Source organism: Enterococcus sp. DIV0660C (assembly GCF_017316125.1).
Classification (GTDB): Bacteria; Bacillota; Bacilli; order Lactobacillales; family Enterococcaceae; genus Enterococcus_B.
Genome location: NZ_JAFLWA010000034.1, coordinates 39,866 through 61,574, shown reverse-complemented (window position 1 = coordinate 61,574; position 21,709 = coordinate 39,866). Strand labels below are relative to the sequence as shown.

Annotated in this window: 19 protein-coding genes, 1 pseudogene and 1 other annotated feature; of the genes and pseudogenes, 13 read left to right on the top strand and 7 right to left on the bottom strand. The window is 37.4% G+C overall.

Annotated features, from left to right (window positions below):
- Nucleotides 1-59 precede the first annotated feature (59 nt).
- Together sdaAA and sdaAB are read right to left on the bottom strand one after the other, a co-directional pair.
- Nucleotides 60-932: an L-serine ammonia-lyase, iron-sulfur-dependent, subunit alpha gene (gene sdaAA / locus DOK81_RS09280; protein ID WP_206910247.1), complete on the bottom strand. Its 873-nt coding sequence runs from the start codon at nucleotides 930-932 to the stop codon at nucleotides 60-62.
- 17 nt (nucleotides 933-949) lie between these two features.
- A complete protein-coding gene (gene sdaAB, locus DOK81_RS09275) occupies nucleotides 950-1,618 on the bottom strand; it encodes an L-serine ammonia-lyase, iron-sulfur-dependent subunit beta (RefSeq protein WP_206910246.1) in 669 nt (222 codons plus the stop codon).
- 332 nt (nucleotides 1,619-1,950) lie between these two features.
- Here sdaAB and rplK point away from each other — a divergent pair, with 332 nt between their 5' ends.
- The 6 genes and pseudogenes from rplK to DOK81_RS09245 all read left to right on the top strand — a co-directional run bounded on the left by rplK (nucleotide 1,951) and on the right by DOK81_RS09245 (nucleotide 7,160).
- Nucleotides 1,951-2,373 (top strand): 50S ribosomal protein L11, encoded by a 423-nt coding sequence (gene rplK / locus DOK81_RS09270; protein ID WP_206897644.1) that lies wholly within the window; start codon nucleotides 1,951-1,953, stop codon nucleotides 2,371-2,373.
- A 108-nt stretch (nucleotides 2,374-2,481) separates the two neighbouring features.
- Nucleotides 2,482-3,171, top strand: coding sequence for a 50S ribosomal protein L1 (gene rplA / locus DOK81_RS09265; protein ID WP_067482954.1), 690 nt, complete (start codon nucleotides 2,482-2,484; stop codon nucleotides 3,169-3,171).
- An 82-nt stretch (nucleotides 3,172-3,253) separates the two neighbouring features.
- Nucleotides 3,254-3,379, top strand: a sequence feature (ribosomal protein L10 leader region).
- Nucleotides 3,380-3,589: 210 nt separating this feature from the next.
- Entirely contained in the window at nucleotides 3,590-4,093 is a 504-nt protein-coding gene (rplJ, locus tag DOK81_RS09260) for a 50S ribosomal protein L10 (RefSeq protein WP_206897643.1), read from the top strand.
- 50 nt (nucleotides 4,094-4,143) lie between these two features.
- Nucleotides 4,144-4,512: a 50S ribosomal protein L7/L12 gene (gene rplL, locus DOK81_RS09255; protein ID WP_067482950.1), complete on the top strand. Its 369-nt coding sequence runs from the start codon at nucleotides 4,144-4,146 to the stop codon at nucleotides 4,510-4,512.
- Between the two features lie 703 nt (nucleotides 4,513-5,215).
- A pseudogene (locus tag DOK81_RS09250) lies at nucleotides 5,216-5,910 on the top strand (VTT domain-containing protein).
- A 68-nt stretch (nucleotides 5,911-5,978) separates the two neighbouring features.
- Nucleotides 5,979-7,160, top strand: a complete 1,182-nt coding sequence (locus tag DOK81_RS09245) for an MFS transporter (RefSeq protein ID WP_206910244.1) — start codon at nucleotides 5,979-5,981, stop codon at nucleotides 7,158-7,160.
- A 97-nt stretch (nucleotides 7,161-7,257) separates the two neighbouring features.
- Here DOK81_RS09245 and DOK81_RS09240 read toward each other — a convergent pair whose 3' ends face one another.
- Nucleotides 7,258-8,790, bottom strand: a complete 1,533-nt coding sequence (locus DOK81_RS09240; protein WP_206910242.1) for an ABC-F family ATP-binding cassette domain-containing protein — start codon at nucleotides 8,788-8,790, stop codon at nucleotides 7,258-7,260.
- Nucleotides 8,791-9,027: 237 nt separating this feature from the next.
- On the opposite strand from DOK81_RS09240, the gene nagB reads away from it, so the two are divergent.
- The 3 genes from nagB to DOK81_RS09225 all read left to right on the top strand — a co-directional run bounded on the left by nagB (nucleotide 9,028) and on the right by DOK81_RS09225 (nucleotide 12,738).
- Nucleotides 9,028-9,729, top strand: coding sequence for a glucosamine-6-phosphate deaminase (gene nagB, locus DOK81_RS09235; RefSeq protein WP_206910241.1), 702 nt, complete (start codon nucleotides 9,028-9,030; stop codon nucleotides 9,727-9,729).
- A gap of 443 nt (nucleotides 9,730-10,172) precedes the next feature.
- Complete coding sequence (locus DOK81_RS09230) at nucleotides 10,173-11,915, top strand: DUF2264 domain-containing protein (protein ID WP_206910240.1); 1,743 nt, start codon at nucleotides 10,173-10,175, stop codon at nucleotides 11,913-11,915.
- Nucleotides 11,902-12,738 carry a hypothetical protein gene (locus DOK81_RS09225; RefSeq protein ID WP_206910239.1) on the top strand — a complete coding sequence of 279 codons (837 nt, stop codon included), beginning with the start codon at nucleotides 11,902-11,904 and terminating at the stop codon, nucleotides 12,736-12,738. The genes DOK81_RS09230 and DOK81_RS09225 overlap by 14 nt, the downstream gene beginning before the upstream one ends.
- Nucleotides 12,739-13,081: 343 nt before the next feature.
- Here the strand turns inward: DOK81_RS09225 and DOK81_RS09220 are convergent, their stop codons facing one another.
- From DOK81_RS09220 to DOK81_RS09210, 3 genes are all read right to left on the bottom strand, one after another.
- Complete coding sequence (locus DOK81_RS09220) at nucleotides 13,082-14,881, bottom strand: beta-galactosidase family protein (protein ID WP_206910238.1); 1,800 nt, start codon at nucleotides 14,879-14,881, stop codon at nucleotides 13,082-13,084.
- 12 nt (nucleotides 14,882-14,893) lie between these two features.
- A complete protein-coding gene (locus tag DOK81_RS09215) occupies nucleotides 14,894-16,099 on the bottom strand; it encodes a glycoside hydrolase family 88 protein (protein WP_206910237.1) in 1,206 nt (401 codons plus the stop codon).
- A 127-nt stretch (nucleotides 16,100-16,226) separates the two neighbouring features.
- The gene (locus tag DOK81_RS09210) at nucleotides 16,227-16,934 is read right to left on the bottom strand and encodes a GntR family transcriptional regulator (protein ID WP_206910236.1); all 708 of its coding nucleotides are present in this window, start codon (nucleotides 16,932-16,934) and stop codon (nucleotides 16,227-16,229) included.
- A 228-nt stretch (nucleotides 16,935-17,162) separates the two neighbouring features.
- On the opposite strand from DOK81_RS09210, the gene DOK81_RS09205 reads away from it, so the two are divergent.
- The 4 genes from DOK81_RS09205 (at nucleotide 17,163) to DOK81_RS09190 (ending at nucleotide 20,519) form a co-directional block, all read left to right on the top strand.
- Nucleotides 17,163-18,089, top strand: a complete 927-nt coding sequence (locus DOK81_RS09205; RefSeq protein WP_206910235.1) for a PTS mannose/fructose/sorbose transporter subunit IIAB — start codon at nucleotides 17,163-17,165, stop codon at nucleotides 18,087-18,089.
- A 19-nt stretch (nucleotides 18,090-18,108) separates the two neighbouring features.
- Nucleotides 18,109-18,903, top strand: coding sequence for a PTS sugar transporter subunit IIC (locus DOK81_RS09200; RefSeq protein WP_206910234.1), 795 nt, complete (start codon nucleotides 18,109-18,111; stop codon nucleotides 18,901-18,903).
- Nucleotides 18,890-19,696, top strand: a complete 807-nt coding sequence (locus DOK81_RS09195) for a PTS system mannose/fructose/sorbose family transporter subunit IID (RefSeq protein ID WP_206910232.1) — start codon at nucleotides 18,890-18,892, stop codon at nucleotides 19,694-19,696. Before DOK81_RS09200 ends, DOK81_RS09195 begins: the two co-directional genes overlap by 14 nt.
- 112 nt (nucleotides 19,697-19,808) lie before the next feature.
- Nucleotides 19,809-20,519: an MgtC/SapB family protein gene (locus DOK81_RS09190; protein ID WP_067482927.1), complete on the top strand. Its 711-nt coding sequence runs from the start codon at nucleotides 19,809-19,811 to the stop codon at nucleotides 20,517-20,519.
- Between the two features lie 205 nt (nucleotides 20,520-20,724).
- On the opposite strand, the gene nrdF is transcribed toward DOK81_RS09190, so the two are convergent.
- On the bottom strand, nucleotides 20,725-21,690 hold the full coding sequence (nrdF, locus tag DOK81_RS09185; RefSeq protein WP_206910230.1) for a class 1b ribonucleoside-diphosphate reductase subunit beta: 966 nt from the start codon (nucleotides 21,688-21,690) through the stop codon (nucleotides 20,725-20,727).
- Nucleotides 21,691-21,709 lie beyond the last annotated feature (19 nt).

The following is a 21,709-nucleotide window of genomic DNA, read 5'->3' as shown; positions in this document are numbered from 1 at the left end:
ATCCTTTCATGGTTGTTGTCTTCAGTTTGGCTGAGGCAGAATTATCTGCCCCGACCTTTTTAAGTTTGTTTAGTTAACAGTTCATTGGTTAATCGTTGTGCAGTAGGTGTCGTAGCCAAACCGCCTTCAGCCGTTTCCTTGAAAATCGATGGCATTTGGCGTCCAACTTGATACATAGCAGCAACTACTTCGTCTGGTGGAATGACACTCTCGATTCCTGCAAGTGCCATGTCTGCGGAAATAAAAGCTTGTGAGGAACCTAAAGCATTTCGTTTCACACAGGGAACTTCTACTAGTCCAGCGACAGGATCACAGATTAGCCCCATCATATTTTTTAATGTGATGGCAATTGCTTGAGCAGCTTGATGCGGTGTGCCATTTTTTGCACAAACTAAAGCTGCAGCTGCCATCGCACTAGCAGAACCAACCTCTGCTTGACAACCACCTTCGGCACCGCTGATTGAAGCATTGTTTGCAATGACTAATCCAAAAGCTCCTGCTGTGAATAAAAAATCTAGTTGCTGCTCGTGTGTTAAAGAAAGACGTTCACGAACGGCCATTAGTACACCTGGGACAACACCTGCACTTCCAGCAGTAGGCGTCGCACAGATAAGCCCCATTTTGGCGTTAACTTCATTCACTGCAATAGCATTTCTTACAGCTGTTAAAATCGTGTCACCACTTAAAAAATCACCTTGTTCCAAGTAAGCATCTAAACGTTTCGCATCTCCACCAGTAATTCCTGTAACAGAAGTGACTCCAGCTTTTCCTTCAGTGATCGATTGCTCCATGACTGTTAGATTTTTTTCCATGATTTGAATGATTTGTTCACGCGAACGGCCACTCATTTCCATCTCAGTTGCAATCATTAGCTCTGCGACAGATGAGTAGTCTTTTGCTTGTTCGACTAATTCTTCAATTGATAAAAACATAGGCTTTGCAGACTCCTTTAATCAAAGTAATTCACGCTATCAATATGTGGTAGCTGTTGTAGTTTTCGGACAGTTTCTTCGACTTGTGGATCATCCACTTCGATAATCATAATGGCATTTTCACCTTTTGATTCTCTTGTCACGGTCATCGTTCCGATATTTGTGTTTGTTTCGGAAAGAATATTGGTCACTTTAGCGATCATCCCAGGAACATCTTGATGGACAACGATCAGTGTTGGTGTTCCCATGCTTAAAGAAATTTTGAAGCCATTAAGTTCGGAAATCTGAATATTTCCGCCCCCAATCGAGATGCCTGTCACTGACAATTTGCGTTTTCCTTTTGTTAAAAGCATTTTAACTGAGTTCGGATGCTCTGCTTTTTCACTTTTAGGTACGAACAAGACTTCCATCCCAGCTTCATACGCTAATTTTAGTGAATCAGCTAAACGCTCATCATCAGGCTCCATTCCCAACAAACCACCAACTAAAGCAATATCGGTACCGTGACCACGATACGTTTTTGCAAAGGACTCATAAAGGTAAATCTCAACAGAATCTGGTTGTTCGCCAAAAATACTGCGAATCACTTTTCCAATTCTAGCTGCACCTGCAGTATGAGAACTGCTTGGACCAATCATCACTGGTCCGATAATATCAAAAACACTTCTATACTTTAACTCTTTCATTTTTTCACCTCGTCAAATTCTTAAGGAAAAAAGTTTCTATAAAAAACTTCATTTTTCGTACATTTATTTATTCTGGCGTAAGTTTAGCACAAAAGGGTGAGAGAAAGAGAAAAATCTTTCTTTTTATAAGAAAATTTTTAGCACTTTTTTCTCATAACTCTAAAAATAATCGAAAAAATTCTTGAAAATATGATTGAATTTGCTATAATGTATCAGTGTGCATTGAAATGCGCATTTTTATCTAACTTTTTAAAAAATTGATAGATGAAAACGTGGGAGGAGAAATATGTATCTCCAATTAACCACATCACGGACTTAAGGAGGTATGTCTCGTGGCAAAGAAAGTAGAAAAAATCGTTAAATTGCAAATTCCTGCAGGTAAAGCAACTCCAGCACCACCAGTAGGTCCTGCACTAGGTCAAGCGGGTATCAACATTATGGGATTCACTAAAGAATTCAACGCTCGTACAGCGGATCAAGCAGGCTTGATTATCCCAGTTGTAATTTCAGTATATGAAGACCGTTCATTTACTTTTGTTACAAAAACACCACCAGCTGCAGTTTTATTGAAAAAAACAGCTAAAATCGAAAAAGGTTCAGGCGAACCAAACAAAAATAAAGTTGCTACAATTTCTAGCGATCAAGTAAGAGAAATCGCTGAGTTGAAAATGGAAGACCTAAACGCTGCTAACGTTGAATCAGCAATGCGCATGGTTGAAGGAACTGCACGAAGCATGGGTATCGTTGTAGAATAATTTATTCTAACGACCCCAAGAAAGTAGCTTCTCAGTTGGCTCTGTATTGAAAGATATAGAACACGTGGGAGGTACAACCGTTATAACCACAATCAAGGAGGAAACAAAATGGCTAAAAAGAGCAAAAAAATGCAAGATGCATTAAAAAAAGTTGATTCAAGTAAAGTTTATCCTGTTGCAGAAGCAGTAGCTTTGGCAAAAGAAACTAACATTGCAAAATTCGACGCAACTGTTGAAGTTGCTTACCGTTTGAATGTTGACCCTAAAAAAGCAGACCAACAAATTCGTGGTGCTGTTGTATTACCAAACGGAACTGGTAAAACACAATCTGTTTTAGTATTTGCTAAAGGCGAAAAAGCAAAAGAAGCTGAAGCAGCTGGTGCAGATTTCGTTGGTGACGACGACATGGTTCAAAAAATCCAAGGTGGATGGTTTGACTTTGACGTAGTTGTTGCAACACCTGACATGATGGCAACTGTTGGTAAATTAGGTCGTGTATTAGGACCTAAAGGCTTAATGCCTAACCCTAAAACTGGAACAGTTACAATGGACGTAACAAAAGCTGTTAACGAAGTAAAAGCTGGTAAAGTAACTTACCGCGTTGACAAAGCTGGTAACGTACATGTTCCAATCGGTAAAGTTTCATTCGATGACGCAAAACTTATCGAAAACTTCCAAACAATCCATGATGTATTAGTGAAAGCTAAACCATCAGCAGCTAAAGGTCAATACATGAAGAATGTTACTGTAACAACAACATTCGGACCTGGTATCCACGTTGACCAAGCTTCTTTCTAATTTGAATTAAATTAGAAAGTTGATTGATCCAACTGAAAAATAATTCTTGACTCAACTAGTTTAGCGTGCTAAGCTAGTTGAGGTTAATAATTAACTTGTACCGAAGACAGTAGGTGGCTTTGCCTTAATTTCCTACCGAGGACGTTTATTGAATAATTTCAATAGTCCCTCTATGTCTACGGTGGCATAGGGTTTTTTTATTGTGAATCACTAAGAGCGGAGAGGTTAGCTGATGAACATTACTCGTTGAGCAAAGTGAAAGGAGTTTCCTTTCGAGCAATGCGAGATTGAATCACTAAGAGCAAAGTGATTAGAGGATAAACAATACTGATTAAGCAAAGTAAAAAGGATTCCTTTTGAACAGCGTAATGAGGTAACTAAAGACTCTTCCATCAAAATTCAGGAGGTGAAACTCAAAATGAGTGAAGCAGCAATCGCAAAAAAAGCAGAGATCGTTGATAAAGTAAGTGAAAAATTTACAGCAGCAGCATCTGTAGTAGTCGTTGACTACCGTGGACTAACTGTTGATGAAGTAACTCGCTTGCGTAAACAACTTCGTGATGCAAACGTAGAAATGAAAGTTATCAAAAACTCTATCCTTTCACGTGCTGCAAAACAAGCTGGATTAGAAGGCTTGGACGAAGTATTTACTGGCCCTACAGCCGTTGCATTTAGTAACGAAGATGTAGTTGCACCAGCAAAAATCATGGATGAATTTGCTAAAGACGCAAAAGCATTAGAAATCAAAGGCGGTATCATCGAAGGTAAAGTATCTTCATTGGAAGAAATTACAGCCTTGGCAAAATTGCCAAACCGCGAAGGACTTCTTTCTATGTTGCTATCTGTACTACAAGCGCCAGTCCGCAACGTGGCTTACGCTGTCAAAGCAGTCGCAGACAAAGAAGATGGAGATGCAGCTTAATAGCCGCATAGCATAAATAAAACAAACAACATTTAATGGAGGAAATTATCATGGCATTGAACATTGAAAACATCGTTGCTGAGTTAAAAGAAGCAACTATCCTAGAACTTAACGACCTAGTTAAAGCTATTGAAGAAGAATTTGGCGTATCTGCTGCTGCTCCTGTAGCTGCAGCTGGTGCTGTAGCAGGTGCTGCAGCTGAAGAACAAACTGAATTCACTGTAGAATTAACTGCAGCTGGAGACCAAAAAGTTAAAGTTATCAAAGCAGTTCGTGAAGCAACTGGCTTAGGCTTGAAAGAAGCTAAAGCAGTAGTTGATGGCGCTCCTGCACCAGTTAAAGAAGGCGTGTCTAAAGACGAAGCTGAAGAATTAAAAGCTAAACTTGAAGAAGTTGGCGCATCAGTAACAGTTAAATAATTTTTGCTGATTATAGAGCATCGAAATCCCATCAAGGATTTCGATGCTTTTTTATTATACTTGCTACTTGATGATGTCAAAACATGAGTCTAACGCGAGACAAAAAACTCTCACGGAATAATGTTCCAGTAAGAGCTAGAGAGTTATAAATTGGCTTTTTTACTTTTTTGATACTTTATGTGTCTGTTGTATCTGTTCTACAAAAACATCAAGTGTAATTTGAACAGTATCACCAATTACATTTTTCACGAGAAGAAAAAGAATTTGGACGTTGAAATAGGCGAAAAATATCTAGATAAAGTTGAACGCTAGGGATAGTTTGAATTAACTATGTTTACTAATTGTCTGATTTTTTTCAATAAATGCTATTAAGAATCAATACGTGATTATAATGAAAGTATAGGATAAGTATTATGGCTATTCCAAATGTCAGCATTGAAAAATATTTTTTGGGGTAAACTAGTTAATCCTACTTTTTGGAAGTGAGCAGTATTCTAATCAATATTTTTAATAATCTATTGAAGATTAGGGATTGAGCTTTGAATAGAGAAGGAATAAATAGACTTTACTTTGGTTAAAAAGCGAATACATAAAGAAAATAAAAAGATTGGAGCTGAGATAGGCTGAATGAAGGAGGAAGCAAAGAAAGTGAAACCTATGCTAAAATAAGAAATAAAAGAAATAGTTGAGAAAAGGAGTATCAATGAAAAAGCGAAGGATTCAACTCATTTTGATTCTATGTGGTATCGGATTGATTTTATTGATTGGCTATCATGTCTATTTGCAGTATGCAAAGGATCTTGCTATCTTGCTAAATCCTAAGGCAAGTCAGGCGTTATTACAAAAACAGTACGTTCTCATGGGGTACTCACTGCAATATTACTGATTTTATTAACAACAGTAATGTGTGTGGTGCCGGGGATTCCAACATCGATTGTCGGTATCTTAGTGGGGGTTAGTTATGGTCCAGTTGTTGGAAGTTTCATCAATATTAGTGGGAATGCCATAGGGAACTTATTTGCTATTTTTTTATTGCATCATATATCTTTTTTGGATCGATCAACCAAAGAAAACCGTTGGGTAAAAGCGATTACTCGAATGAGACACCCTAAAATAGGTGTGATGATTGGCTACATGGTACCAGTAATTCCTTCCTCCATTGTCAGTTTTACAGCATATACACTAAATTTATCTTTAAAACAAGTGACGATGTCAGTGATTTTAGGCGTATTACCTTCATCAATCTTATATGCTTGCGGGGGTGAAGCATTGTTTCATGGCTATAGCAAAACAGCAGTAGGAATTGTTGCAAGTGTACTTTTACTGATTGGGTTAGTTGTGATTATTTATAAAGATCGTGAAAAACATCGGTTAGGTATGGAAAAGAAAAGTGAATAAAATGTTCATAGATGATTTCATTTCTTTGATGAAAGAGCTACACTATTAGTTGGAAGTGAGGGGAAAGAATGGAACAAAAAAAACAAATTCAACTAACAGGAGCATTGACGACTTTACTAGCAACTACTTGTGGTGTCGTGGTTGCCAATATGTATTATATCCAACCGATTGGAACAAAAGTAGCAACAAGTTTTTCAGTTAGTACAAGTGCAATTGGTATTTTAACCATGTTGACGCAACTCGGCTATGCTTTGGGCTTGTTGTTCTTAGTACCATTGGGAGATGTTGTCAATCGACCTAAATTGATTATTCGGATGGCTGCATTATCGGCTATTTCATTATTGGCTGCTTTTTTTGCGCCATCGTTTACGTTATTTGCATGTGCATCTTTCTTAATTGGATTATTGTCTATCGTGCCACAAATCATTATTCCATATGGGGCTGTTTTAGCAGGTTCAGCAGCACGCGGAAAAGTAATGGGTCAATTATTAAGTGGCTTATTGATTGGGATCTTATTATCGAGAACGATATCAGGTATTATTGCCAGTGTATTTTCTTGGCGGATGGTCTATTTATTTGCACTGGTCGCTGTGGGATTATTAACAGTATTGCTTTATGAAAAATTACCAAGAACACAAGAAAATCGAAAAGCATCCGTTTCTTATGTTGATTCCTTGAAGAGCTTACCGCATTTATTTGTATCACAACGTTTATTACGTGAATCGGCATTCAATGGCTTTTTTATGTTTGGAACGTTTTCGATTTTTTGGTCAACGTTGATTTTTTATATTAGCAGCCCTGCGTATCATTGGGGGACATTTGAAGCAGGGATCTTAGCAATTTTTGGTTTGTCGGGAGCTGTTGCGGCACCAATTGTGGGACGTTTAGCAGATTCTTATTCGGAAAGAAAGATTATTTCGATGGGGTTGTGGATGCAAACACTGAGTTTCGTTTTACTTCTCATTGGTGGCGACCATTTAGCACTTTTGTTATTTGCAATTATTTTATTAGATGTTGGGAATCAGTTTGGTCAAGTGTCTAATCAAGCACGTGTCCAAGGTCTGGGTGAAGAAGCAAGTAACCGCAATAATACGATTTTTATGTTCATGTATTTTATTGGTGGAGCAACAGGATCGTTAGTAGGTACAACGATGTGGGAACATTTCGGCTGGATGGGTGTCACTCTTGCAGGCTTAGCTTTTCAAGCATGTGCTTATTTCTGTCAATTGATTTTATTCCGTAAAAAATAAAAAAGTTAGCACTAAAAAAAGGTGAAGCAAAACCTCATTTCGTTTTGCTTCACCTTTTGATTTGGCACGTTGCTAAGTGATTGTTGCTGTACGTTGTCTAAGTCGTTTCGATTTCAATCACTCGATCAACCAGTTCTTGATAAAATTCTTGTTCATGGGAAACAACTAAGACAGTTCCTGTAAATTGTTGAATCCCTTTTTGTAAACTTGCTTTCGTTTCGTGATCAATATGGTTTGTAGGTTCATCTAAAATCAGTAGATTCCCACTGTTCATAGTCATCTGTGCAAGTTTTACTTTTGTTTGCTCACCACCACTTAGTGTAGCTAGAGGTTCGCTTGCCAGCTGGTTGACTAAGCCAGCTTTGGCTAATTGACGACGTAATTCTTTGATTGTTGCTTTAGGAAAGTGCCCACTTAAATATTGTAACGGTGTTTCCAATGGATTTTCCCAAGTTAAATCTTGTGAAAAATAATTGATTTTGGTGTTTTCTGGAAAATGAAACTGACCATCTAATTGTTTGATTTCACCAATTAAGGTTTTAAGCAATGTCGATTTTCCAATCCCATTAAAGCCACGAATCGCAACGGTTTCACCAAAACGAATCGTCAAGTTGATAGGTGATAGCAGAGGTCGTTCGTACCCAATGACTAAATCGGTTGTCTCTAGTGCTAATGTTGTGACAATTGGTGTGAAAGGGAAATCAAATACAGCAGTTGCTGTATTGGTTGGCGGTTTCAATCGATCGACTTTGTCTAATTGTTTTTGACGACTCTTTGCCATGGTTGAGCGAGAGCCAGCTTTGTATTTACGAATATAAGCTTCAGTTTTCTCGATTTGTTTTTGCTGCGCATGATATTGTCGTAAATAACTTTCTCGATTTTGTTCTTTTTGTTTCAAAGCTTGTTTTAGATGACCTGTGTATTTTGTTAATTGACCGAATTCGATATCTGCAATGTGTGTAGTGATTTGATCTAAAAATTCTTGATCATGGGAAATCACGATATATGCACCTTGAAAGCTTTGCAGAAACTGTGTCAGCCATTGGATGTGTTGATCATCTAAATGGTTTGTAGGTTCATCTAAGATTAAAACATCTGGATTTTCTAAAAGTAATTTGGCTAAGATCACTTTTGAACGTTGTCCACCGCTCAGTTCTTTTAATAATGTATTGGTGCCTAACACGTCTAAGCCAAGCCCACTACTCATTTCAGCTACAAGCGTATCAATTTGATAAAAGATACCTTGATCGAGTTCGGTTTGTAATTTTCCTGCTTTTTCAAGTAGGGAGTCATCAAACGTCTCACCATATTGGGTATAAAGTTCGCCGATTTTTTGTTCTTTTTCAAATTCATCAGCATAAGCAGTTTTCAGAAATTCTTGGATTGTCAATTGTTCATCGACTTCGACGTACTGATCTAAATAGCCACGATGAATATTCTTTTGCCATTGGATATGACCGTTATCTGGAAGAATTTCCCCTGTGATAATTTTGATCAAGGTACTTTTTCCCGCACCATTTTGACCAATCAGTCCTAAATGCTCGCCAGCGTTTAATTGTAGTTGAATGTCTTCATAAAGAATTTTATCACCGAATTGTTGGGTGATATTTGTTAGTGTTAATATACTCATAATTTCTCCTTCTTAATAGTAAAAAAACTGCAGACAGTTCTGTCCGCAGTCGTCAAGTATCCTGGTTAAAATGCAGCAAAAATCAATTTAATTACCTCGTCTTATGCAAACTAACACAAATGAATGAAAAATGTCAAGAAAATGAAAAAAATTCAAATTTGGTCTATACTAATTATTGTAATCTGAAAAAAAGGGTGCTATAATTGGGCTATACCAAAACACAAAGGAGTAATCACTATGGAAATCATTCGTGTGAAAAACGCTGAAGAAGGCGGCAAAAAAGCTTTTGAAATAATCAAAGATAGCATGGCAAATGGGGCAAAGGTTTTAGGTTTGGCAACAGGTAGTACGCCAATTACTTTATATAAAGAAATGACTTCAAGCGACATTGATTTTAGTGACATGACTTCTGTTAACTTAGATGAGTATGTTGGACTAGGCGGATCAGATGAACAAAGCTACCGTCATTTTATGAACGTTCAATTATTTGATAAAAAACCATTCAAAGCAACTTATGTACCAAATGGTAAAGCAGAAGATTTAGCTGCTGCATGTAAAGAATATGACAAAACAATTGACGAAAATCCAATTGATATCCAAATCTTAGGAATTGGTCAAAATGGACACATTGGTTTCAACGAACCTGGTGCGCCATTTGACGGAACAACTTCTGTCGTTGACTTAACTGAATCAACAATCAATGCGAATAAACGCTTCTTTGACAAAGTGGAAGATGTACCAACTAAAGCTGTTTCAATGGGAATTGGTTCAATTCTTAAAGGAAAGAAAATCGTCTTGATGGCTTATGGCGAAAACAAAGCAGACGCCATCAAAGGAATGGTTGATGGACCTGTGACAACAGAAATGCCAGCAAGTGCATTGCAAAACCATGATAATGTTGTTGTAATCATCGACGAAGAAGCTGCAAGCAAGCTATAAGAAGAGGTTCCAAGCAATCAGCTCCGACAAGATAGCGAGCAAACATTCAAAATAACTTTTCATATTTTGCAATGAATGTAAGCTATTAATGTAAGCTATTTTGATAGAGTTGCTTGAGATATTCAGAAATAGGAGATAGGACAAAACTTTTGTCTTATCTCCTATTTTCTTGTGTATATTTCAATGAGGCATTCGTGATAGCCATTTTTATTTTAAAAAAGGGGAAATTATTTGATAAAAAATTTTTCATTTGTTTTAGGTTAAGTAAAAAAGAAAAGCCGGCTGAATCCTTGGAATTAAAAATGCCTCGTACAAAGTTAATAGGTTAAGTTAGTGGCCAAAAAAAATTTTTCTCATCTAACATTCATTTTGAAAAAAATGTTAAGTTGAAAAAGCAATAGTACCTTGTTATCCTTGATTGAAAGAGGTAAGGGGGAGATTGAGTGTATCAGGAAGAAAAAAGTCATTTTTTTACGCGCGAAGATTTTCAGTACGCATTGGAAGACATGATTCAACCTTTACGAGATGAGATGATTCATTCGGAATTATCCGGATTACACTTGGGGAGTAGTGGCGCAGTATACGATCAAAAACGCGCAGATATGGAAGCGCTTATCCGTGTGCTTTGGGGCTTAGGCCCGTATTGGACAACGAAGCAAGAGGATGAATTAAGAGATGCTTATATCCAAAAGATTTCAAATGGGACCAACCCAGACAGCCCATTCTACTGGGGAGCAGTCGAAGACTATGATCAATATATCGTTGAAATGGCTGCACTTTCACTAACTTTATTATTAGATAAAGATTATTTTTGGCTGGAAATGTCAACCAAGGATCAACGAAATCTTGTTGCTTGGTTGACTCAAGCATTGGATAAAAAAATTCCGAAAAATAATTGGACTTTTTTCAAAGTACTGATTCGTTTGGCACTAGCTCATTGCGGAGAAAAGTTGAATCAGAAAAAATTGATTGAAGAATTGACTTTGATTGATACAATGGCGATCGAAAATGGTTGGTATGTGGATGGAAAACTAACACAAAAAGATTATTATGTGCCTTTTGCTTTTCATTATTACGGGTTGATTTTTGCGAAATTCATGAAAGAAGAACTACCAGAATGGGCAGATAAATTTGTTGCTCGTGCTAAAAGATTTGCGCAAGAATTTATTTATTTCTTTGACTCAGATGGCGAGGCACTACCGTACGGACGAAGTCTGACTTATCGGTTTGCTCAAGGTGCATTTTTTTCAGCACTGATTTTTGCAGAGGTTGAAGCAATCCCTTGGGGACAAATGAAAACACTTTTATCCAATCATCTACAGACGTGGCTGACACACGATATCTTTACTTTTGATGGACGATTGTCAATTGGGTACCACTACGAGAATCTTGTCATGGCAGAAGGATATAATGCTCCAGGATCACCCTATTGGGCATTGAAGATTTTCTTATTATTAGCTACGGAACGAACACATCCATTTTGGCAAGCAGAGCCAGAACCAATCGAAAAAAAAGAAAACCAGTTTATAACTACAGGAAATATGTTCATCGTTCAGGCAAAAAATGGACAGCATGTATTGGGGTATCCATTTGGAAATCTAGTGTATCACCAAGCGCATGCAGAAGCGAAATACAGTAAATTTGTCTATTCAACCAAGTTTGGGTTTAGTGTCCCAAAAGCTGGCGTCGAGTATGAAGCGGGTGCGTTTGATAATGTTCTGGCAGTTTCCAGAGACGGTCAATCTTACCGAGTGAAAGGAGAAGTCATTTCTTATCACGCGGATAACAATTGTGTAAGCTATCTCTGGCAACCCTTTGAAGAAGTAGAAATTCAGACAGCGATTTATCCTTTTGGTGAATGGCACGTACGATTCCATGAAATCAAAACGATGATCCCAATTGAAATCAGAGAAGGGGGTTTTAGTTTACCGTTAAAAGGGAAAAACATTGGAGGCATAATTGAGCCATTATCCGCGAAAATCAATTCAGAAGAGTTATGCTCGCAAATCATAGCTGTTGAAGGATATGAAGAAGCAAAGGTCACGCAATTGGAAGCAAATACTTCTTTGTTTTTCCCGCGGACTAGCTTACCGTATTTGAAAAATCATTTGCAACCCGGAACACATCGCTTGATTTGTTTAGTTGGTGGCATAACAGAAAAGGGAGAAAAACATGCTGAAAATTAGTTTGAAAAATCAATACAATCAACCAATTATTGGAAAAATCGATCATAACAAAGAAGTAGGACCATTTGAAGCAATGGGAGAAGATATGGCTGTTTTGGCAATTAAAGATTACCGTTATCAGTTGGGCGATAAAGTCGTAGTGACTACAGAGGCAAATGAAAGTTATTTTGTCGTTCAGTTAGATGAGACATTAGCACCAAATTTGATTTATTTGCCCGAAGAAAAATGGGAATATCATTTTCCTTTGGAGGAATCCTTGATGAAATCAAGTGTAGAAACTGGATTTCAATCAACTCGACATCAGTTGATGATTCGTAAAGCTTATGAATTTGAAATCACTAACTATCAAAACTTGTCCATCAATACACATGACCAAAAAAATGATACAGGTGTTTATCCGCATGCGTTTGCAAATGTAGAAACACGAAATGATGCTGTCTTTTTTGCTAAAAATGCGATTGATGGTAAATATGGCAACCTTTCTCATGGTTCCTATCCATTTGCTTCTTGGGGAATCAATCAACAAGCAGATGCAGAGTTAGTTATCGATTTTGGACGAATGATTGAGACAGATCGGGTACAAGTGCTCTTTCGCGGAGATTATCCACATGATAGTTTTTGGACAGAAATCACGTTACTTTTTTCAGATGGCGAAACGCTGGTTGTACCGACGACAGATGCTTTGTCATTCCAAGAAATTACTTTTCCACTGAAAAAAACAAGCAAACTAACACTAAAAAACTTGAAAAAAGCAAATGATGACTCACCATTTCCAGCATTAACACAAATCGAAGTCTTTGGACGAAATATTCGCGATGAATAATTAAAAGAACATAGCAAAAACGGCTGAAGTAAACGCTCCAGCTGTTTTTGCTATGTACGAGTTTTAATTAGTCGTTGAAGTGGATACTTTGATTCATAACTTCAATTGAGGTATTGCCAAAGTATCCACACTTTGGTAATACCTCTTTTTCATAGAAAAAAGGGAAGCCATTGTTAGAAAAGTATCCTTATTGCTTGAAGCTGAGCGCTTGGAGCCACAACCTCATTCACGGTGTTCCCCAAGCAACTCCTCGAAATAACTCTCAACTGTCCCAAAATATGAAAAGCTATTTTAGTCAGTTGCTCAATATTTTTTTGGAGCTGAGCGCTTGGAGCCACAACCTTTACAGGTTTGGTCGATCAATAACTTTTTCCTTCGGTGCATCAACAAAACAAAGTTCTTCGATTTTCACTCCTTCCGTCTCAAAAATCACAACTTCATTTTCTCCTTGTTTCAAGAAACTTTTTGGACAATATAGAGTTAGAAGTGGCCCTTGATTCCAATAACGCCCCAGATTGATTCCGTTGACAACTACAACGCCCTTACCATAACGGGAGCAATCAATAAACGTATCTGCAGTGTCTGCTAAATCAAACTTGAATTGATAAAAAGAAGGTTGCTCTGGTACTTTTCCAGCTTGGTAATCAATTTTTTCGAGTTGTTCTTTTTCCAACGTCAATGGATAGTGAACATATCCTTGATGAAAATGGATATCTTGCATGATGCCCCCACGAATGCCTTTTGACTGTGTAGGACCATTTAATTTAGCTCCGTAATTCACTCGACCTAAATTTTCTACTAATACATCGATTTGGATTACCTCGTTTTCTTTTTGACCAGTAATCATGATTTCTTCACCGAGTGTTTCTTGATATTGTGTAGCCTGATGCTTGCCATCACTATAGATATGCGCACGATCACTTGCTTCAACAAGTCGTAATTTATTTTCGTGCTGATAATTTTTCCACTGAGCAGAATAGAGGATATAGCCATAACCTGTACTGATATTTTCCATGGTTAATGGGTAAGGAGAAGCAATTCCCGTCATCATTTGATCTTTTGTTTTGAAAAAGGAAACACTTTCTGTTACTGGATAATTTCCAAGGGCACTCAATTTTTTCGTTCTTGGTTCTGCTTGCCAAACATCAGGACAGACTTCTTTGATTGCTTGTTGCACGAGATAGTATTTTTCAGTTGGTTCACCAGATTCAGTTAACAATGCATCATAATCATAGCTGGTAACTTGTGGTAAGTCGGTCATTCCTCGAGCTGAACAGCCATTGTAGAAGCCAAAATTTGTACCACCATGGAACATGTACAGATTAAGAGAGCCAATTTTCAGCATTTCTTTGACTTCATTTGCTAAATCTTGTGGATCACGTTTGATAATGGGTTCGTTCCAGCGATTAAACCAACCATCCCAGTATTCCATACACATGATGGGCCAATTTTTTCCATGTTGTTCCATGAATTTTTTTAAAACGTTTGCATTTTCTTTTGAACGACTGCCAAAATTTCCAGTCACAAATACATCGTCTTCAATCAATGTTCCCGCATCTAAAACTTCAAGCCAAGAACCATCAGAGGTAAATAAAGGAACCGTAATAGCAAAAGATTCAATCAGTTGTTTTGTTTGGCGAAGATATTCTTTTTCCATGCCATATGAACCATACTCATTTTCGATTTGCATCATGATAACAGGGCCACCTTGAGAGACTTGAAGCGGTGCTAGTTTTGGTAGCAAAACAGTATAATAATTTTTGACTTTTTCCATAAATCGAGGATCAGTTGAGCGTAATCGTATACCAGGTTCTTTCAGAAGCCAAGCTGGTAAACCACCGAATTCCCACTCAGCACAAATGTAAACAGAAGGACGCAAAATAACCATCAAACCTAATTCTTGTGCTAACTTAACAAAAGCTACAACATCTTTTATTCCTTCAAACTCAAAAGTTCCTTCTTGAGGTTCATGGAGGTTCCAAGGAATATAGGTTTCAACCGTGTTGGCGCCTAAAGCTTTTAAATTATATAGGCTGTCCTCCCATTGAGCAGGTGCTAGTCGAAAGTAGTGAATCGCTCCGCTGATTAATTTGATGGGTTCTCCATCAAGTAAAAAATCTTCTTTGATTTCAAATGTCTGCATCGTTTTTTCTCCTCACCAATATTTTTTCCACTCAGGTCTTGCTAAACGCATCAGTGCTTCAAAATAAAAATAATCGCCCCAAAGGTTTGGTTCATCGATGCCTTTTCCTTCTGCATGCGCATAGACACCGTGTAATAGAAGACCTTCGTTTTGCGTTTCGGATTTGGCTGAATATTTTTCACCTAATTGATAAATCATTCCTTGTGCTAATTCCTTTGCAGATGGATAGGCACTACTTTTATCAGCTTCCAGTAGACCACATGCAGTGATTGCTAGAGCAGAACTGTCTTTATCTGAAGGAACTTGGTCATTAAAATCAAAGTCCCAGTAAGGAACGAGATCTTGAGGTAGGTTCGTTAAAAAGACATCGACGATTTCCTTATAGTTTGACGGGAAGCCAGCATTTGTTAGAGGTGTAACTTCCTTTGTCCCATTTAGTTGCTTATTTTGTAAATAACTTTCATTTAATGGGATACCTAAAATTGCCCAGCTTTGTCCGCGTGCCCAAATCGACTCATCACTGTTTCCTTGATGAGTTGCACCATGGCTGGGTTCGCCGGTTAGTGGATCAAAATAATAAGTATGGAAAGTGGTCGCATTTTCTCGAATGACCGTTTTCAGTAAAGTATGATAGTGCTTTTGGGCAATTTCTTGATAGCGTGTGTCACCAGAAATTTCTGTTGCACGAAAGAGTAACGGCAAATTGATTAGTGAGTCAATGATTAGTCGATACTCTTTGGGTTCCCCAAATTTTCCCCAAGCTTGAATAAATTGTCCTTTTTGCTGAAACCGAGCCATTAAAACATCTGCAGCTTGTAAAATTTGCTGCTGACACAACAAACTGTCGGTAACAGTATAACCCGCTCCAGCAGATAAACTATATAAAAAGCCAATATCATGATGATCTAACACAAAATGCTTGTCTAATCGCTCTTGAAAGCTATGGATATTTTCCATCGCACGCACTAAAAATAGTTCTTTTCCCGTCCATTCGTAAGCGAGCCAAAGCATCCCAGTCCAAAAACCATTTGTCCAATCATCATTTGGTTTGATTCGATAGTTTCCGTCTGTTGCACAGGCGGAAGGGAAATCTAACCCATAACGTTGCATATTTGTTTCGATTTGTTGGCAGCACCAATCTAATTGTTGTGCTAACCAGTCTTCTTGTACGTTACTACTGAGTTGAATCAATTCCTTTTGCTTATCTTGAAGTTTCATGAGAGCCTCCTTTTAACTTGTTAACATATTAACTTAGATTAGTATACCGTACTTAACTATAAAAAGCGAATGTTCCATTTCTTCTTATCCATTTAAAAAAGGACTGAAGCACAAAAAAAGTGGTAGCTTACTCAGCTTCCACTTCGATTTTTGTTTTGAAATATTTCCAATGTTTGTAGCTGACGATGTACTCTGCGACACTTTGATCAGCTAAGTAAGAATGTTTGACTTGCTTGACGACAGGTTCTCTAAAACTTAACTGTAGTAAATTCAATAGTTCTGAGTCATCAGAAAAAATAATTTCGTCTGTTTCAACAGAAGCTAGGGAAAATAAATCAATGTCAAAGTCTTTGCGTACCCGCTCATAAACACTTGCGTAGGCCGAGAGATCTTTTGCCAATGGTTCTTTTACCAACTTTTTAGGTAAATGAGTGATATGTAAAAGAAAAGGCACGTCTTCAAAAAAACGAACACGCTTGATTTTATAGTAGGAAGCATTGGCAGGTAAGCCAAGTTCCTTTAAAATAGTAGGGTGATTCTCTTCTTCAATAGCTAAAACTTTGACTTTTTCTTTGTCTAAAGAATGAAGTTCAATATCAGAAAATTTCACACTTTGGGAGACTTTTGATTTGGAAACAAACGTTCCTTTTCCTTGAATACGGTACAGATAACCTGCATTTGTCAACTCGTTCAATGCTTTGACAGCTGTAATTGAGCTGACAGAATATTTTTGTTTGATGTCAGCTTCGGAATAAAATTTATCTCCAGGAATAAATTTATGTTTTTTTATTTCTGTTAATAAATCTTGCTTAATTTGTTCATATTTGGGAATCATTCGATTATACCCTCCATTCTCTGCGGTAAATACTAACTAGTAGCATAACATGTTAACTTTAGTTTAGCAATTGATTATCCTTGGGTTAATTCACGAAATGTGATTTTTATCGAAAAAAATATAATATGTTAAGATGTTAGGTTTACGTGAAGAAAGTGGTGTGATATAGTATGAGTATGCAAAACATAATATGTTAAGTTTAATATTCAATTTGGGGGATGAAAACAGATGAGAAATATCCTATTGATTAGCCATGGAAATATGGCAGAAGGGGTCAAAGCAAGTTTGGAGATGATTGTTGGCAAACAGACACATGTTCATACAGCTTCTTTGAAACCAGATGGGGACAATCTACAATTTGAAAATGAATTAAAAGAAAAAATGAAAGCCCTTAATGGAGAGACTTTGATTATTGCCGATTTATTAGGTGGAACACCGTGTAATGTTGCATTGACTAACTATCTTGACAATGACGACGTAGAAATTATTGCTGGAATGTCTTTACCATTAGTCATTGAAGCTACGTTGAACAGCCAAGCAAGTGTCAGTGAGTTGATTCAACTATCGTTAAGCGGAATTGCAAACGTTAAAAAGAAAATGATGGAAGCCGAAGTCGAAAAAGATCCGATTGTTTCTAATGCAGATTTAGAAAAATACAAAGAATATGAAGGTAAAGCAAATATTGTTAACGTCCGCATCGATGAACGTTTGATTCATGGACAAGTGGCGGGTATCTGGTCACCCAGCTTGAATACGCAACGAATTATTGTGATCAATGATGAAGCAGCTAAAGATTCTTTACAAAAATCTTCGTTAAGAATGGCAGCGCCTACATCGATGCGTCTCTCTGTTTTAGACGTCGCTACTGCAGCTAAAAATATTCAATCAGGTAAGTACGGAAAACAAAGAATTTTCTTGGTCTTTAAAAATCCAACGGACGTATTGCGATATTTAGAAGCTGGTGGCCGACTGGAAACGGTCAATGTCGGAAACATGAGTTATAAAGAAGGCGCAAGAGATGTAACGAAGAGCATCAAAGTATTGAAAGAAGAAGAAACAATTTTCGAAGCGATTGCCGCAAAAAAAGTGAAAGTAACTGCGCAATTGGTGCCAAATGATCCAATTATCGACTTTATGGAAAAATTAAGAAGCTAATATTAGGAGGAAGACAGCCATGCATTTAGAAATATATCAAATTATTCTTATTACTGTTTATGCTTTTATTGCCATTAATGATTCACTTATTTCAAATACACTAACGCAGCCAGCAATCGCCGGAATGATTTCAGGAATGATCATGGGGGATTTAAAAACGGGGTTAATGGTTGGCGGGACGCTTCAATTGATGCGTTTAGGTATCGCAGCATTCGGTGGCGCTTCAGTTCCTGATTACTTTACAGGAGCCGTGCTAGGAACTGCCTTTGCGGTGATTTCAGGAAAAGGAGCAGAGTATGGAATTGGATTAGCTGTTCCAGTTTCTTTATTGATGTTGCAACTTGATGTAGTAGCTCGTTTCTGTAATGTTTTCTTGTTACACCGTATTGATCGTGCAATTGATGAGATGAAAATTGGCCGAATTCCTCGACTTGTATTGTCTGGTTCTTTCTTATGGGGATTATCACGTGCGATTCCAATCCTGTTGATGTTACTTGTAGGTGACGCTGCTGTCTCAACAATTACTGAAAATACACCAGCTTGGTTGATGGATGGTCTAAAAACAGCTGGCGGTGTGTTGCCAGTAGTTGGTATCGGAATCTTGCTACATTACCTTCCTACAAAACAATATATTCCTTATTTGCTTTTAGGTTTCTTTTTAGCTGCATATTTGCAAGTACCAATGTTAGGTATTTCAATTGTGGGTGTCATTGCAGCAATGATTGTCTTTAAACGTGATAGCGAAAAAGCAGCACGTGTTCAAACAGTAGCAAACACTGGAACTTTCGAGGGAGGATTTGATGGTGATGAATAATCAAAAACTAACAAAAAAAGAATTGAACGCAATTAGTTGGCGTTATATTTTAGGAAGTCAATTGAACTGGAACTATGAACGAATGATGAGTTCAGGTTATTTATATGGGATGTTGCCTGTTTTGAAAAAGTTTTATGGAGAAGATCCATTGGAACTACAAGATATGTTACGAACACATAACCAATTTTTTAATACAAATGCGATTTTTGGGAATTTGATTATGGGGATCGATGTTGCAATCGAAGAAGAAGATGGCTATCAAGCAAAAGATACGATCGTTGCGTTAAAGACAGCATTGATGGGTTCACTTGCAGGTGTAGGGGATTCACTATTCCATGTAATTTGGGGAACGATTTTTGGATCAATTGCAGGTACCTTAGCCCAAAGTGGTTCAATTGTTGGATGTGTTATCTGGGTTATCGCCAATATTGCTTTGCTATTTGGTCGAGCTGCTTTATTACCATTGGGCTATAAACAAGGGGTAAAATTAGTTACGACCTTAAAAGATAAGTTATCTGCTTTTACGAATGCGGCAACTGTCTTAGGAGTTACGGTTATTGGGGCATTGATTCCTTCCGTTGTGAAAGCAACTGTACCGTTTGTTTATAAAAAAGATGGCGTAGAACTAGTGATCCAAGATACATTGGATGCTATTTTACCTTCATTAGTACCAGTTTTATTAGTCTTGTTGACTTACTGGATGCTAGGCCACAAGAAATTAAATTCCACACGTGTCATCTGGATTATTTTGATTTTATCGATTGCGTTAAGTGCACTCGGAATTTTGGGCTAATCATAAAAAAGACATGATTGAAAAGAAGACGACCAAATCAATGAGTATTTGGTCGTCTTCTTTTTTCTTACCCATAAAAAATGTGCTATATTGAATGAGAGGAGATGGTGAGATGGCAGATATGGTATTAACGATTCCAGAAATCACTCTGCGTCTAGGATTGGCGATGTTATTTGGGGGTGCAATTGGTTTTGAAAGACAATATAAAAATCGTCCAGCAGGAATGCGCACGCATATTTTAGTTTGTATGGGCGCATGTATCATTGCTTTGATACAAGTCGAAATTGCTGGAGGAGCAGTGCAGGATGCAATGCAACATCCAGATCTTTCAGGCGTGATTCGTTCAGATGAAGCAAGATTGATTGCTCAAGTTGTTAGTGGAATCGGTTTTTTAGGTGCTGGAACGATCATTGTAACAAAGCGCTCGGTGACTGGTTTGACGACAGCGGCTTCTCTTTGGGCAGGAGCTGGCCTAGGAATTGCAATCGGGATGGGCTTTTATTCAATTGCAATCATCAGTTTCATTGGAGTGATGATTGCTTTGACAATGGTTAAGCGGATTATTCACGTTCCGACAACAAAAAAATTAGAGATCCAATTTATTCATCGACAGGAAACCAAAGATTTTTTGTCTGATTATTTTGAAGCGAGAAAAATTAAAATTGAAGATGTGAATTTTGATGTTAAATTTGTTGAAGATTATCGCATTTACACGAATATTTACACGATTGATTTACCCAAGGGAATGACTTACACGGATGTGATCGAGGAACTTTCCACATATAAAAATATTACTAAGTTACGCTTAGTTAGTCTTTCTTGACAACTAGGAACGTAAAAAATGTCTAAGACATAATCATTTTGATTATGTCTTAGACATTTTTTTATGAATCAACAGCAGCTCAAAGGAAAATTTCCCAGAAAATAAGTCAAATGATTTTTGGTTTTCTAGAGCGAATAGTTGATGTGTTCCTTTCTTTTTAGCGAAAGAAAATGACCAAAAGATTCGATTAAAGAATGTCGAATGTTTATTCTAATCCAATTAAATAATCGTCATCTTTCATTGCTTCCACATGACCTAGTAAATAACCATTTCCGACTTGAGAGAAGAAATCATGGTTACTTGTACCAGTTGAGATCCCATTCATGACGATTGGATTGACATCATTTGCAGTATCTGGGAAAAGTGGATCCATCCCGAGATTCATCAATGCTTTATTTGCATTGTAGCGTAAGAAGGTTTTTACTTCCTCTGTCCAACCCATTTCATCATACAATTCTTCTGTATAACGTTCTTCATTTTCATACAATTCGTAAAGCAAATCGTACATCCAGTCTTTTAATTGTTCTTGTTCTGCTTCAGGTAACTCGTTGTAGCCAAGTTGGAATTTATAACCAATGTACGTTCCATGAACAGATTCATCGCGGATAATCAATTTGATGATTTCAGCAACGTTTGCTAATTTGTTATTTCCTAAATAATAAAGAGGTGTATAAAAACCAGAGTAAAAGAGGAATGTTTCTAAGAAAACACTCGCTACTTTTTTCTCTAAAGGTGTACCGTTTTTATAGATCTCATTGATACGTTCTGCTTTACGTTGTAAATAGACGTTTGTATTAGTCCACTCAAAAATTTCTTCAATTTCTTTTTTTGTATTTAATGTACTGAAAATAGAAGAATAACTTTTCGCGTGAACAGATTCCATAAACTGAATATTGTTTAAAACGGCTTCTTCATGTGGCGTACGGACGTCATTTCGTAGCTGATCCATCCCGCTTTCTGATTGGACAGTATCAAGCAACGTCAAACCACCGAATACATGACCAACGGTTTCTTTTTCTAGTTCAGAAAGTGTCCGCCAGTCGTCTAAATCGTTTGAAAGTGGGATACGAGTATCTAACCAAAACTGTTCCGTTAGTTTTTCCCAGGTAGACTTGTCAATAATATCTTCGATTTCATTCCAGTTAATTGCTTCATAATAAGTTTCTGACATGAGTTTACTCCTTTATTGA